This is a genomic window from Myxococcales bacterium, from assembly GCA_022184915.1.
Lineage (GTDB): Bacteria > Myxococcota_A > Polyangia > Fen-1088 > Fen-1088 > JAGTJU01.
This window is the reverse complement of record JAGTJU010000001.1, coordinates 198,685-211,333: the sequence shown is the minus strand read 5'-3', so window position 1 is coordinate 211,333 and position 12,649 is coordinate 198,685. Positions and strand designations below refer to the sequence as shown.

14 protein-coding genes are annotated in these 12,649 nt (G+C 64.4%); 7 read left to right on the top strand and 7 right to left on the bottom strand.

Annotation, left to right across the window (positions count from 1 at the left end; genetic code table 11):
- Nucleotides 1-219 precede the first annotated feature (219 nt).
- From KA712_00895 to KA712_00880, 4 genes are read left to right on the top strand one after another with little or no spacing between them, the layout of a single operon-like run.
- Nucleotides 220-1,392 carry an efflux RND transporter periplasmic adaptor subunit gene (locus KA712_00895; protein MCG5051492.1) on the top strand — a complete coding sequence of 391 codons (1,173 nt, stop codon included), beginning with the start codon at nucleotides 220-222 and terminating at the stop codon, nucleotides 1,390-1,392.
- On the top strand, nucleotides 1,389-2,585 hold the full coding sequence (locus tag KA712_00890) for an efflux RND transporter periplasmic adaptor subunit (GenBank protein ID MCG5051491.1): 1,197 nt from the start codon (nucleotides 1,389-1,391) through the stop codon (nucleotides 2,583-2,585). Before KA712_00895 ends, KA712_00890 begins: the two co-directional genes overlap by 4 nt.
- Complete coding sequence (locus KA712_00885; protein MCG5051490.1) at nucleotides 2,582-3,916, top strand: efflux RND transporter periplasmic adaptor subunit; 1,335 nt, start codon at nucleotides 2,582-2,584, stop codon at nucleotides 3,914-3,916. The genes KA712_00890 and KA712_00885 overlap by 4 nt, the downstream gene beginning before the upstream one ends.
- Nucleotides 3,913-5,145, top strand: coding sequence for an ABC transporter permease (locus tag KA712_00880; GenBank protein ID MCG5051489.1), 1,233 nt, complete (start codon nucleotides 3,913-3,915; stop codon nucleotides 5,143-5,145). The genes KA712_00885 and KA712_00880 overlap by 4 nt, the downstream gene beginning before the upstream one ends.
- A 76-nt stretch (nucleotides 5,146-5,221) precedes the next feature.
- Here the strand turns inward: KA712_00880 and KA712_00875 are convergent, their stop codons facing one another.
- Nucleotides 5,222-5,617, bottom strand: a complete 396-nt coding sequence (locus tag KA712_00875; GenBank protein ID MCG5051488.1) for a PIN domain-containing protein — start codon at nucleotides 5,615-5,617, stop codon at nucleotides 5,222-5,224.
- Between the two features lie 14 nt (nucleotides 5,618-5,631).
- Complete coding sequence (locus KA712_00870; protein MCG5051487.1) at nucleotides 5,632-5,862, bottom strand: hypothetical protein; 231 nt, start codon at nucleotides 5,860-5,862, stop codon at nucleotides 5,632-5,634.
- A 245-nt stretch (nucleotides 5,863-6,107) separates the two neighbouring features.
- Between KA712_00870 and KA712_00865 the strand changes: the two genes are divergently transcribed.
- The 3 genes from KA712_00865 to KA712_00855 all read left to right on the top strand — a co-directional run bounded on the left by KA712_00865 (nucleotide 6,108) and on the right by KA712_00855 (nucleotide 7,628).
- Nucleotides 6,108-6,308: a hypothetical protein gene (locus KA712_00865; protein MCG5051486.1), complete on the top strand. Its 201-nt coding sequence runs from the start codon at nucleotides 6,108-6,110 to the stop codon at nucleotides 6,306-6,308.
- The gene (locus KA712_00860) at nucleotides 6,309-6,779 is read left to right on the top strand and encodes a hypothetical protein (GenBank protein ID MCG5051485.1); all 471 of its coding nucleotides are present in this window, start codon (nucleotides 6,309-6,311) and stop codon (nucleotides 6,777-6,779) included.
- Between the two features lie 642 nt (nucleotides 6,780-7,421).
- Entirely contained in the window at nucleotides 7,422-7,628 is a 207-nt protein-coding gene (locus KA712_00855; GenBank protein MCG5051484.1) for a hypothetical protein, read from the top strand.
- Between the two features lie 105 nt (nucleotides 7,629-7,733).
- On the opposite strand, the gene KA712_00850 is transcribed toward KA712_00855, so the two are convergent.
- The 5 genes from KA712_00850 to KA712_00830 all read right to left on the bottom strand — a co-directional run bounded on the left by KA712_00850 (nucleotide 7,734) and on the right by KA712_00830 (nucleotide 12,154).
- A complete protein-coding gene (locus KA712_00850; GenBank protein MCG5051483.1) occupies nucleotides 7,734-8,522 on the bottom strand; it encodes a hypothetical protein in 789 nt (262 codons plus the stop codon).
- A gap of 648 nt (nucleotides 8,523-9,170) precedes the next feature.
- The gene (locus tag KA712_00845) at nucleotides 9,171-9,476 is read right to left on the bottom strand and encodes a hypothetical protein (GenBank protein MCG5051482.1); all 306 of its coding nucleotides are present in this window, start codon (nucleotides 9,474-9,476) and stop codon (nucleotides 9,171-9,173) included.
- Between the two features lie 2 nt (nucleotides 9,477-9,478).
- Complete coding sequence (locus KA712_00840; protein ID MCG5051481.1) at nucleotides 9,479-10,279, bottom strand: AAA family ATPase; 801 nt, start codon at nucleotides 10,277-10,279, stop codon at nucleotides 9,479-9,481.
- Nucleotides 10,276-11,637, bottom strand: a complete 1,362-nt coding sequence (locus KA712_00835; protein ID MCG5051480.1) for a DDE-type integrase/transposase/recombinase — start codon at nucleotides 11,635-11,637, stop codon at nucleotides 10,276-10,278. The genes KA712_00840 and KA712_00835 overlap by 4 nt, the downstream gene beginning before the upstream one ends.
- A 61-nt stretch (nucleotides 11,638-11,698) precedes the next feature.
- On the bottom strand, nucleotides 11,699-12,154 hold the full coding sequence (locus KA712_00830; protein MCG5051479.1) for a hypothetical protein: 456 nt from the start codon (nucleotides 12,152-12,154) through the stop codon (nucleotides 11,699-11,701).
- Nucleotides 12,155-12,649 lie beyond the last annotated feature (495 nt).

Below are 12,649 nucleotides of genomic sequence, written 5' to 3'. Positions count from 1 at the left end.
TGGACGAGCGCTTGCATCGAGCAAAGCGCGATCCCACCTTTGCGGCAAGCGAGGATCGCCCAAGGCCCGCGAAATGATTGCCGTGCGCCACCCCACATGTCCAAAACGTCGAGCATGCAGGCCACACCTGCGCGGATAAATTGTCTCAACTTGCCCTCTGAACGCGACAAAACGGCACGAATGGCCCCCCCTTGGCGGCCGGCCAGGGTTTGTGTGGTCATGGCCACGGCGTGGGCGCTGTTTTCCGGGTGTGAGGGATCCCGCACCACGTCCGGCCCGCAAGAGCCCGCGCTGCTTCAAAGCGCAAAGGCTTCCTTCGAGCAGCGGGTGCTGCTGACGGGGGAGATCGACGCCGTTTCGGCCGCCGAGCTGCGCGTGCCGCCCGTGGAAAACGGTCGGGCCACGCTGAGGTGGCTTGCCGAGATGGGGGCCGCCGTCAAAAAAGGAGACCGCGTCGCCGAGTTCGACAACTCGTCGTTTGCCACCGAGCTTCAGCAGAAGGTGATCGCCGTGTCCCAGGCCGAGTCGCAGCTGCAAAAGCAGCTTTCGCAGGCGGCGCTCAGCGAAAGCGAGAAGGTGCTGGACGTGGAACGCAAGCGCATCGCCGTGGACAGGGCGCGCATCAACGCCGACATGCCGGCCGATCTGTTCTCGAAGCGGGACGTACTCGAAGCCAAGTTGGCGCTGACCAAGGCCGAGGCCGATCTGGTGAGAGCCAAGGAGGCGCTGGCCACACAACGCCGTACGGCCGCCATCGATCGGGACACGCAGCAATTGGGCCTGGCTAGGGCACGGCGTGAGCTCGAGACCCTGGAGCAGGGCATCGAGCGGCTTGCCTTGCGCGCGCCGCTCGATGGCATCGTGCTGGTGGGAGATCACCGGGAGGGACGGCCCCTGCAGGTGGGCGACGAGGTCTTGCTGGGCATGGTGGTGGCCAAGATGCCCGACCTGGCGCAGATCCGGGTGAAGGCCTTTCTGGCCGACGTGGACGATGGAAAGGTCGCCGTGGGCATGCCCGCCGAGGTGACCGTGGACGCGTACCCGGGGCAAACCTTCAAGGCCCGCGTCGACGCGGTCTCTGCGATCGCGCGCGAGCCCATGGAGAAGTCTCTTCGTCGGGTCTTCGAGGTGGGCCTGACCCTCGAAGGCGAAACCGATTCCCGCCTGCGGCCGGGGCTCTCGGCGCGGGTCGAGGTGATCGCGCACGCACGCTCGGAGGCCATCGTGGTGCCGCGCCAGGCGCTGCGCTTTTCCGAGGACGACGCCGCGCAGGTGCGCCCCCGGGGTGAGAAGGAAAAGCCGATCACCCTCGGCCCCTGCAACGCCATGGTTTGTGTGGTCGAAGAGGGCTTGGCGTCGCAAGTGGACCTTGCCTCGGGGGACGCCTCGTGAAGGCCTTGCCCGGCCTGTTGTCGCTCTGCCTCGCCTGCGGTCTGCTGGCCTGCGGCGAGGAGGGCCCCACGGCGGTGGTGCCTGTCACGAGGGGCGATCTCGTGCTGGAGGTGGACGTCACCGGCACGCTCAAGGCGCTGAGCTCCGCCTACCTGAGCCCGCCGTCTGCGCCGGGCATGTGGAACTTCAACGTCGTGCGCATGGCGGCCGAGGGCGAGGAAGTGAAGGCGGGCCAAACCGCGCTCGTGTTCGACGGCTCTGAGCTCGAGCGGCGCCTCATCGAGCGTCGCGCCGAGATGGAGGTGGCCGACAAGGAGATCGCGCGCAAGCGGGAAGAGATGGCCCTGGCCCGTCGCGAAGACGAACAGAAGGTGGCCGAAGCGGCCGCGGCCCTGCGCAAGGCAGAGCTGAAGGCCGAGCTGCCGGAGAAGTTCACGGCCGCCGTGTCCATGAAGCTGGCCGAACTCGACGTGCAGGCCGCGCGGGTGGAGCTCGCAGGGGCCGAGGCGCGGCTGCGTTACGCCACCCAGCTGGGAGACGCCGACATGGCCTTTCTCCGTGACCGCAAAGCCCGCGCCACCAGCCGACTCAAGGAGATGGAGGACGCCATCGCCTCGCTGGCCGTCAAGAGCCCCATCACGGGCATGGCCATGTACCGAATCGACTGGAATGGCAACAAAAAGAAGGTGGGCGACCTTTGTTGGTCGTCGGAGGCTTGCCTCGAGATCGCGGATCTTTCGCGCCTGAAGGCGAGCGGTGAGGTGGATGAGATCAATACCGCGCACCTGCAGGTGGGGCAGACGGTGAAGCTTCGCCTGGAAGCCCACCCGGAACGGGAGTGGCGCGGAAAGATCACGGAGATCGGCCGCAGCGTCTACAGGCAGTCGCCGAAAACGCCGCTCAAGGTGGTGCACGTGGACGTGGCGCTGGACACCCTGGATCCCATCGCCATGCGGCCTGCCATGCAGCTCCGTGGACAGGTGGAGATCGAACGCAAGCCTGACGTGCTCTTGGTTCCAGTGGAGGCCATCTTTCATCGCCCCGAAGGCCCCGTGGTGTTCCGGAAAACGGCCACGGGGTTCTCGCGCACGCCGGTCACGCTGGGAAAGCGCAACGTGCGCTTTGCCGAAGCGCTTTCGGGTCTGTCGCCTGGCGATGAGCTGGCCACGAGGGATCTCGAGGTGAGCGAATGAGCCGCGGGGGCAAGGCTTTCAGCTTGGTCCTGCTCGTGGGCGCCCTGGGCGGCTTGGCCTTCTTCGGCCCACGTGCGCTCGATCTGGGCAAAGCTCCGGCGGCGCCCCGCGCGTCCGACGTGCCCACAGCGCGCATCCAGCCCGAATTTTTCGCCCGCGTCGCCGAGGCGCGGGGCTATCTCGCACCCGTGGACTCGACGCCCATCACGACTCCCCGGGCCCACCGCGGCGCGCGCGTGATCGCGTGGATGCTGCCCGACGGCACGGCGGTCGAGGCCGGCGACGTGCTCATGCGCTTCGACGACACGAACGAGCGTTTGCAGGTGGCAAGCAACGAAGACGAACAAACCAAAGCCGAGCAGGCGCTGGAAAAAGAGCGCGTGGCGGCCGAGGCCAAGCGGGCCGAACGGGACCTGTCCGCCGAGGTGACGAAAGAAGAGCTCACCCGCACCCGGGAGCTTGGGGTCAAAGACGAACGCTTTTTCCCCCGGACGGAGGTGATCGAGTCGCAGATCGACGAGGCACTGTACGCGTCGCGGCTGGCGCATGCCGCCGCGGCGAAAACGCTCGAACAACGCGTATCGAAACGACAGCTCGAGGTGCTCGCGGTGGATCGCAAGAAGGCGATCGAACGCGCGCGGGAGACGCAGCGAGCGCTCGATTCGCTGGAAGTGCGCGCCGAACACGCCGGTCTCTTCGTGGTGGAGCCGCTCGTTCGTCAGGGCGATCGCGTCTGGGGCGGCATGCGCATCGCCCAGCTTTCTTCCAACAAGCTCATGGAAGCCGAGGTTTACGTGCTGGAGGCCGACGCCGGGGGTTTGGCTCCCACGAAGCCCGCCGAGGTGATCATCGAGTCGCAACCGGGCAAGGTGTGGAAGGGCGAGGTCAAGTCCGTTGAGCCCTTTCCCAAACCTCTTCACGCCGACTTGCCCACGCAGTATTTCACGGCCCGCATCAGCTTGCTGGCCCAGCCCACGGGCCTGGGACCAGGCCAGAGCGTACGCGCCCGCATCTTTCTCGAACGCCGCGAAGGCGCGCTGGTGGTGCCACGACAGGCGCTTTTCGAGCGAGACGGGCATTTCGTGGTGTTCGTTCGGCGGGGCGGGCGTTTCGTGCCCACGCAGGTCTCACCCGGCCCCGGCACCATTGGCCGGGTCGTCATCGAGCAGGGCTTGACGGCGGGCGACGAGGTGGCACTGCGAGATCCCGAACGCGATCCCGAGGCCCCCGCAGGCCCACAAGGCGGCCGATCCGGTGCCGAGGGCACGGCCATCTCCAGCGGCGCCCAGGCAGCGGGCCCGCCCCGCGGCGCGCGGAGGCCCAGGCCATGAGCTGGGGGGAGGCCTTTCGTTCGGCACGCGACAGCCTGGCCACGCGCAAGCTACGCGCAGGCCTCACCATGTTGGGGGTGATGTTCGGGGTGGGCGCGGTGATCGGCATGCTGGCCATTGGCGCGGGCGCCGCCGCGCAAGCGCAGGATCTCATCGATCGCCTGGGCATGCGCAACGTGCTGGTGCGCGCACGGCAGCTTCGCCCCGACGATCTGCGAGAAGCACGGAAAAAATCCCTGGGGCTCTCTCTGCGCGACGTGCAGGCCATCGAAGAGGCCGTTCCGGGGGTGGCCATGGTGGGCCCACGTCTCAAGGTGGAGCCCTGGCGCATCCAGGCCGCAGGGGCCAAAACGGAGGGCACGGCCTACGGGGTGTCTCACAAGCACCAGAGCTTGCTTTCGCTCTCCCTGGCCGAGGGGCGCTTCATCGACCGCCAAGACGATCGCGCTCACGCGCAGGTTTGCGTGGTGGGCGCGGGCCTGCGGCGCGATCTCTTCGTTTTGGGCCCGGCGCTGGGGCGCCGGCTCAAGGTCAACGATCTCTGGTGCGAGGTGGTGGGGGTGCTGGCGCCCGCGGGCCAAGCCGCCAGCGATGGTGAGAGCCCGGGCGGCTCCCTGGATCGGGCCGTTTTCCTGCCCATCAACACGGTCACCCGCAAGTTGGAGCGCGACCCGCTGGCGTCCCCACTCGACGAGGTCATCGTGCGGCTCACGGACAAAGCGGACTCTCGGCAGACGGCCGCGGTGGTCAAGAGCTTGCTCGACAAGCTGCACGGCGGGATCGACGACTACGAAACCGTGGTGCCCGAGGCGCTGCTGGATCAAAGCCGCCAGACGCAGCGGCTGTTCAACATCGTCATGGGTTGCATCGCCGGCATCTCGCTTTTGGTGGGCGGCATCGGCATCATGAACATCATGCTGGCCTCGGTGCTCGAGCGCACCCGCGAAATCGGCGTGCGACGGGCCATCGGGGCCGCGCGGGGCGACGTGGTGCTGCAGTTCCTCGTGGAGGCCTTCACCCTCAGCGCCATCGGAGGCTTGCTGGGTGTGGCCATCGGCGTGGCGCTCGCCAAGTCGGTTGCCCTCTACGCGGCCTGGCCCACCATCGTCACCCCCGCCTCGATCGTCATCTCGCTCGCGGTGTCCGTGGCGGTGGGCCTGCTTTCCGGCCTGTACCCGGCGCTGCGGGCCGCACGCGTGCCCCCGATCGAGGCGCTGCGGTACGAATGAGCCGCCACAAGGCAAGGGACCTCGAGATCGTCTGGAACTCAGCGCTATCACCGCTCGTTGGTGCAGACGCAGCGGATCACACAAACGGATTATGGATGGTGATGCCCTCGATCTTTTGCCCGTGTTGCATGTCCTCGCTCAACAGGACGGCGCACCCGGCACGTCGGGCTGCCTGTACAACCAGTGCATCCCAGAAGCTCACGTTGTAAAGGCGGTGGATCTTGATCGCGTCAACGATGTGGGGCACGTCGACCGCAACGACCGTGAAATGAGCCAAGAGTTCAAGTTTACGCTGCGCAACCTCGGCTCCAATCTTCAGCTTGCGCGTGGCAACGGCAAAGTATTCCTGCAAGACCTGAGTCGAGACAACGCCGTTGCCGGCTGACATCGCACCGGCAACCAGTTGCTGGGATGTCTGTTGCTTCACGCCCGCGTCGGCGTCGTCGGCGTAGACGAGAATATTTGTGTCCAAGAAGATCCGATCCTTCAAAGGCGTCCCTCGTAGGCTTCTTCGCGGGCAATCTTTCGGCCTCCCGAATGCCCTGGTGCCGATGCCCACAGCAACTTCAGCTGCTCTGCAACCTCGGTACCCGAGACCTCTCCGGCCACACTTTCCAGATGCTTCCGAATCATGTCGTTCAATGTGGTGCCTTGCTGCCGAGCAATGTCGCGTGCGCGGGCAACCAAATCGTCGTCCAGGGCCACAGTAACGTTCATGGACACAGGATACGTGTACACGCCTCCAGGAGCAAGCCGAGCAACCTGGATATAGGGGGATACGACTTCTAGACTTGCAAGAGCCGCTGACGCGTAGCGGCAACGGAAGAAGCGTAGGCCGCCTCGCGCCCTCAGCCTTGCTGCCGGGAAGATCGCCCGCTGTTCAGCGGCTGGCGGCTTGGCCATGTTAAAATAACGAAATGACAACGAAGGCCGAGCGTACCGCGTCGCGCCGATTGTGGCCCGTGCGGAAAACAACCCTGGCGCAGGACGAGAGCACCGACTTGGTGCATGGGCCTCCCGGCGAGCTTGTGGCGATGGTCTGGCGCTTGACCCAAGATGCGTGGGCGATGTCGGGCATGCCCTACCCGGATTATTCACGCAGCGAGATGCCCGGGCGGCTCATTCGAGCAAATGCGCCGACGAGCGTCGCAAGCGAGCTTTGAGTGAAGGCACCTGAACTCAACGAGGACTTTGTAGATTTCCTTGAGGCGTTGATCGCAAGGCGCGCGCACTTCGTTGTGGTCGGCGCGCATGCACTAGCTGCACATGGCCTTCCAAGGGCCACCGGCGACCTCGACATTCTCGTCGATCCAACACCAGAAAACGCCCAGGCGGTATTGGCCGCCCTGAGTGACTTTGGCGCTCCCATCGAAGCCCATGGTGTAGCTCAAGAGGATTTCGCAAAGCCGGGCACCGTTTACCAAATGGGGCTTCCACCTCGAAGAATCGATCTGCTCACCAGCGTCTCGGGGTTAAGCTATGAGAGCGTGTGGGCAGGGCGCCTGGTTGCAGACGTACAAGGAATGTCCCTGCCGTTTATTGGCCGCGCTGAACTCATCAACAACAAGTTGGCTTCCGCTAGACCCAAGGATCTTCTGGATGTAGAGGCGCTTCGTTCTCGCATTTCCAGATGATTTGGTGCGGTTGTTCGCGGCCGACGCACCTGCCGAAGCTGCAGGCCCTTTGTCGGAAGACTTGTACAAAGCGGGAGCCGGAGCTCAACTGAGCAGCGCTTTTCGCAGATTGGCTCATCTTGGAAAGGCGACCCGCTGCTTGCACAGCTGCTCGCTGCCACCGTTGGTCGGCCCGCTGAGTGCCTCGCCAGAGCAAGGTTCGTCGCAGCCGCATCTGCCGGGGGGACAAAACCGCGCGGTTGGCGCGTCGGCACTTTACCGTTAACGCCGAGGCACGAATACGATCTCGTCGTGGTGCAGCTCCGTGAACGTGGGCGCCAGGTAAATTCCGTGGGGGGCCTGCACATTCCGTTGAAGCCGATCGTCGATGGCACGCCGTTGCTCTGCGGCTGTTGTTCTGTCGAAGCGTAAGCCCGTTACGGAGCGCCTGCTGGGCGAGAGGCGAAGGGGCTAGTAGACTCTGGCGGGGCGTCCTGGCCGGAATCGGAATGGGTGCAGATCCTCCGATTGGTCATGATATCCAGGACTTGGCCTGCGTGGCGTATGCGACTGCGAGGTGCAGTGGAAGCACGACAGGAATGGGGGCGGCTTGCGTGAGCGAAGGCGCAGCGGCGAGGAGGGCTCACGTTTGGCGAGGTTGCTGTGGACCCAGGAGATGAAGTCATCCCACTGACCGTTGAGTTCGATGCAGCGGAGCTACAGCAGGGGCTCTGCACGGTCAGCAATCCAGCGCATGCCACCCTGGTCGAAGCGCAGCCCGACGAGGTTGCGGACGGCACCCTCGACCATGCCGGAGGCAAGCTCGAGGTCAGCCGAGCGGCGGGGTGGGACACCGCCAATCGCCATTGACTCGCTGGCCGCTACCACAAGGGCTACGTTTGCGGCGATGAATTCGCTGGCTACGGTGCTGCCGGTAGGGGTGTAAGGTCATCAAGCGCTTTTGGCGCAGGCGGGTCAAAAACGAGCCGAGAGCCATTGCCGCTTGAATGCCTCCCACCCTTGCAGCCCCTTAGACGCCGACGCGATCGAAAGAATCCCGATGCCTATCAAGGCCGCAGATGCTCCAATGGCCACTCGGCCTTCAGGAGATTTTGTGCTGCCCGACCAATAGTCATGCGACGCGTGTGCATCGTGATTCTGCTCGGCATAGACGTAAAGTTGCCGCACTGGCGCGGCAAAGTCGGTGTATCCGGGCCGGCACACGCCGGGCGCGTCGGTGCCGTACGCCCGCCGCGTGTGGCCCGGCGAAAACGAATCTTGAAGGCTGTGAAGAGCCAACGCCAACTCGCGAACCTGCGATGCGATCACTTCAACTTTGGGCAAGGCCCGTGATGAGCCTCGTGCGTTCAATCGCAGTTGCGCCACCAGCCGCATCTCTTGCTGAGCCGACAGCACCCATTGATTTGCGTGGTGGTAGACAAAACGGCAGGCATTTTCGTACCCATCCGCGTCGCTCTCACCCTTAGCCTTCATGAAGTGATACTTCTGCCCTTTGGGATCGTCATGGGTCCACATTTCGTCGAGATCGACGAAGGCCACTGCATCGGGCAGTGTCACCTGGAAAACAGCGTCCGGTGTCAACATGTACCCTAGGTAATTCACCACCGCGGCGCTGTAGTTTTCGAAGCTGGTGGACTTCTCGTTGTGTCCTAGCCAGATGCGAGCGATTGACCGCACGAGAACCGGCGAACGGCAGCTCTCAGGTGCCGGGCAGTTCAAAGCCACCAATCGCAGCGCCTCCATTGTTAGCTTTACGTGGCCGTCGAACTTCGACGTCTCCTTCTCGAAAGCCGCCCGTAGGCGAAAAGGGTGGCGGCATAGCCCGTCCAGAAGCCAAGCGCTGGGGCGAACACCAACTTGAAAGCTGTATCCCAGGCGCCGCGCCAGGAGCCGTTCAAAGCTACGAAGGGAAACGTGAGAGGGTGTCGCCACCGGCGCGGAGGGGTACCACTTTCGCCGGAATCACCGGTACCCAGGAGCCCACCCCGAAATTGGCGCAACGGGCCGGTCTGGATGAAGCTGGCCCGACGAGAGGTTGAATGACGAAAGGCCCGGAGTTGGCGCTCCGAGCCTTTCGTGGGCAGCGCCAACCAGGGCACCGCACACTCCCCACACAGGTGTGTCGATGATGCGGGAAGGTGATGGCGCTGTCCAGTTCCTCGACCTCGCCGAGGGCGACTGGAGATTCGAGAGCGACAGTGTCGGCAATGCGGAGGCCTGTTGTCTCTCACGCTATCTCACCTCGAGTTTCTCAGCGAAGATCACCCTGACAGGGGGTTGATTTCTCAGATTGGAGGGTGGGTGCGTGCCGGGTTGGATAAGGGCACAAATGGAGAAGCCCCGGCGCGGTTGAGGCGAAGCCGGGGCTGATTTGGGGATTCTTCTCGGGGTTCAGAAGGGCAGGTCGAGCTGGTCGCAGGCGTTGTCGATGGCCACGTGCCTGTATTCCCTGATCGCGGTGCGCAAGTCGACACAGCGAAAGAGAAGGAGGTACGCCGAGCGCGCTTGCGGTGAGAGCGGCTCACCAAAGGCCAGCCCGCCCAGGGTTAGGTCTGGATGCGCTGCGTGTAGCTGTTGGGCAGCAGCTGCGAGCGTGGCGTCCAGGGCGGCAAGGACGCCGATCGCGGGCGCGACACAAAGCTCGTCGAGCCCGGGCTGGATGATGGGACCAGCCTCCAATGGAATCGTAGTGCCCATGGTCACCCGACCTCCGGCAAAGCTGCCTGGACGTGCTCGACAGTCACGGATTTGGCCCGTGCGAGAGCTGCGGCCATGAGGGCGTGGTGAGCAAGGAGGTTCACTTTTCGTGGCAGACCTCCTGTGGCCTGGAAGGTTGCCTCGAGGGCTGCGGGATCAAAGAGCGGCAGCTCGGTCCCCGCGAGGCGAAGCCGGTGAGCAAAGTATCCGGACAGCTCCTCACGGGAAAGACCTGCGAAGTGATAGCGCATGACGATGCGCTGGCTGAGCGCCTCGTAGACAGCCATGCCCAGTCGACGACGCAGCTCAGATTGTCCCACCAGCAGCAGGCAAAGCCGATTCTCTGCGTCCATTTGGTAGTTGGTCAGGAGCCTGAGGTCTTCGAGCACGTCAGGCCTGAGATGATGGGCCTCATCGACGATGAGGATGGGGCGACACCGTGCCTCGGTGGTCAGGCGTGTGACCTCGGTTCGGATCTGCCGATACACGGCGGCACGGTTGCGCTCGGTGGGCAGGCCCATTTCCCAGGCGATGGCTTTGTAGACGTCCATGACGTTGCCGGTCGAGTGGGCGACGTAGACCACCTTGTGTAGCCCCGTGTGCAGTCCCGAGACTACCTTGCGACAGGCAGTGGTCTTCCCGCTGCCGCTGTCGCCCGTGACGAGGCCGATGCCCCTCATCTCGATGAGGTGATTGAGGCGGACCGACAGCTCCTGACTTGCAGATGAGACAAAGAGGTCATCAGGCTCGACCTCCTTGCCGAAGGGATGGCGGTTCAGGCCGAAGTGCTTGCGGTACATCATCGCTCTCCTTGGTCGTGGTGCTCGACGACGTCGAAGTCGCGCAGGCGAAGTCCTTCTGGCGGATTCGGTGCAACGCGGTCGGCACGCAGGACGGAGCGCACCTCGTTGTCGCGTTTGACGAAGCAGTTGGCATACGCATCGACGGGTTTGGCCAGGCCGACTTTGCGCCCCTTGACCCAGAGCTCGACGGGCTTGCCGACCCGGCTCGGGTCGAAGCGCAAAGAGACGGTTTCGCCGACGAGCGAAGCGTCCACCTCATAGACGACGCCCCGCAAGCTGACGGTCCTGTCTTTGTGTACCTTGCGCTTTTCCTCGAAGAGAAAGAGCGCACTGAAGTCTGCGCCGATGTCCGGCAGCCGCACCTCGTCGCAAGCGCGAGCCCAGCGCTCGAGCGGGGTCTCGCCATCAAGGCCTCTGTGAGGGGCCTGGTGGTACTCCCCCTCGACCCAGGTCCAGAGCTTGCGGTTGAGGGCTTCGAGGCTCGCAGTGTCTCCTTCGGCGAGGGTGCCAAGGCATTGCCGGCGCACCTCGCGGTGCCAGCGCTCCTGCTTGCCCTTGCCCTGGGGCTGGTAGGGGCGTGCATGGATGAGAGTCACGCCCAGCCTGGCACAGACGAGGGACAGATGATGCGACCGATATGCTGCCCCGTTGTCGACGTAAAGCCGCAGGGGAAGTCCACGCCGTCGCAGCGCTTGCTCGAAGACGGGCATGAAACAAGAGACGTTTTCGCCGAGCGCGAAGGCAGCGTACGGGACGACTCGGGTGGCGTCGTCCATGAATGAGATGAGATACGTCTTTTGGCGGCGCTTGCCTCCGATCAGCACGGACGGTCCGTGCATCACGTCGCTCATCCACATCTCCCCCGCCTTCGCGAAGGCGAAGCGACGGCGGTCGTTGCTCGTTGGCGTCTCGGGCTTGCGAGCCATCAAGCCTGCACGAGAGAGCACCCGATGCACCGTGGCTGGCGCCAGCTCCAGGTCCTGTGGTACCTCGCCCGAGGCTCGCACGGCATCGATGACCATGCGCACAGACAGTGCGGGCCTGTCTTCCTTGACCATGCACAGAAGGTCCACGATGGACTGTGGGATCTTGCGTGCCTGCCCCTCGTCACTGCGCGCCTTGGGCATCAGGGCATCGAAGCCGCCGTGGCGATAGGCCTTGAGCCAGTCTCTGATGGTTTCGGCAGCGATACGGCTCCTGCGTGAGCCGGGGATGTCGTAGGTGCGGTCCGCCTTCTTTGCGATTTGCTCGCCCAGGCCTCGCTTGCCTTTGGGCCAGTGCAATAGGTCGGCAATCACACCATAGCGAAAGAGCGCGACGGCCTTGCGTCGCTCGTTGTCGTCGGCTTGGGTGTCCATGTTTTCTCCTCGGCGCCCGTGGTTTTGGCGGTGAGCGCCTATGCCTCGACCACTACAGGCGTTAGGGCGGCGGGTCTGGCCCCGTTTCGTGTTCGCGAGGTGTCCACAGTCTGCTGGCGGCTCGACTGCGGGGGCCGAATCCGACTGGCGCGGGCAAGGCGCCAAGCTGCTTCTCGGATTCGGCTCGTACGTGCCGCAGTACCGGAGTGCCCAGACGCTGGCGGACCTCAGCGAGCGTGGGCTCGCAGTTGCCGAGCAGCGCGGGCGTCGAGGTCACCAGCACCAGCAGGGCCGCCCGGGTGGCGCTGTAGCGGCGGCGCACCCATCGCACCGCCCCGGGCAGTTCGATGTCTGGCCGCAGCCGATCGGCGGCTGCCTCTATCGACGGCGCGGCCTCCACCGCGGTCACCACGGCCTCGACCTCCTCCAGGGAGCCACTGAGCCGAGACGCCAAGCAGTCGGGCAACAGGCTGAAGGTCCGATGTGCCGTCGGGCAGTAGTACCGGGCCACCCGCATCCCAGCTGGCTCCACCCGGGCGTAGGTCCCGAGGCTGCGAAAGCCACATTTGCTACCAGATCCGTGCGCCGGACACCGCTCGAGCCTTGCCTGTTGCCAGCCTTCCTGCTTAACGTATTGCTCGCTGGTCAGTACTGTCGCTTGGCGCAACTGCACGACCGGCCAAGGGCTCGCACGGTTGCCTCCGTGGCGGGCCCAACCTTTTTCTGGGGTCCCAAGGGCGGGCGTTATGCCTGCCGGCCGGTAGCCTCACCCAGATCCCCGTTTCCCGCAAAAAGCCACCTCACCCTTGTCCCGCTTTCCGCCCCCTCATCACGAAAACCACCAGGGACCCAGTGCGGGAAATCCTTCCTGGGGGTTTACGGATTTACGTGAGACCTAACAGCATTGAACGCCGACAAAGCGCGAAGGTCACTTTGAACCTAGACATGTCAGCCTGATGCGAGCGACAATGGTGTCTTGACCGTTAACTAGCTTTGCGGGTTAACGCCAAAC

What these genes read in the sequence shown, in the direction of transcription:
- KA712_00850 (MCG5051483.1), bottom strand. Translation starts at nt 8,522, where the DNA reads ATGGAGGCGCTGCGATTGGTGGCTTTGAACTGCCCGGCACCTGAGAGC.
- KA712_00885 (MCG5051490.1), top strand. Translation starts at nt 2,582, where the DNA reads ATGAGCCGCGGGGGCAAGGCTTTCAGCTTGGTCCTGCTCGTGGGCGCC.
- KA712_00880 (MCG5051489.1), top strand. Translation starts at nt 3,913, where the DNA reads ATGAGCTGGGGGGAGGCCTTTCGTTCGGCACGCGACAGCCTGGCCACG.
- KA712_00835 (MCG5051480.1), bottom strand. Translation starts at nt 11,637, where the DNA reads ATGGACACCCAAGCCGACGACAACGAGCGACGCAAGGCCGTCGCGCTC.
- KA712_00870 (MCG5051487.1), bottom strand. Translation starts at nt 5,862, where the DNA reads ATGAACGTTACTGTGGCCCTGGACGACGATTTGGTTGCCCGCGCACGC.
- KA712_00845 (MCG5051482.1), bottom strand. Translation starts at nt 9,476, where the DNA reads ATGGGCACTACGATTCCATTGGAGGCTGGTCCCATCATCCAGCCCGGG.
- KA712_00895 (MCG5051492.1), top strand. Translation starts at nt 220, where the DNA reads ATGGCCACGGCGTGGGCGCTGTTTTCCGGGTGTGAGGGATCCCGCACC.
- KA712_00840 (MCG5051481.1), bottom strand. Translation starts at nt 10,279, where the DNA reads ATGATGTACCGCAAGCACTTCGGCCTGAACCGCCATCCCTTCGGCAAG.
- KA712_00830 (MCG5051479.1), bottom strand. Translation starts at nt 12,154, where the DNA reads ATGCGGGTGGCCCGGTACTACTGCCCGACGGCACATCGGACCTTCAGC.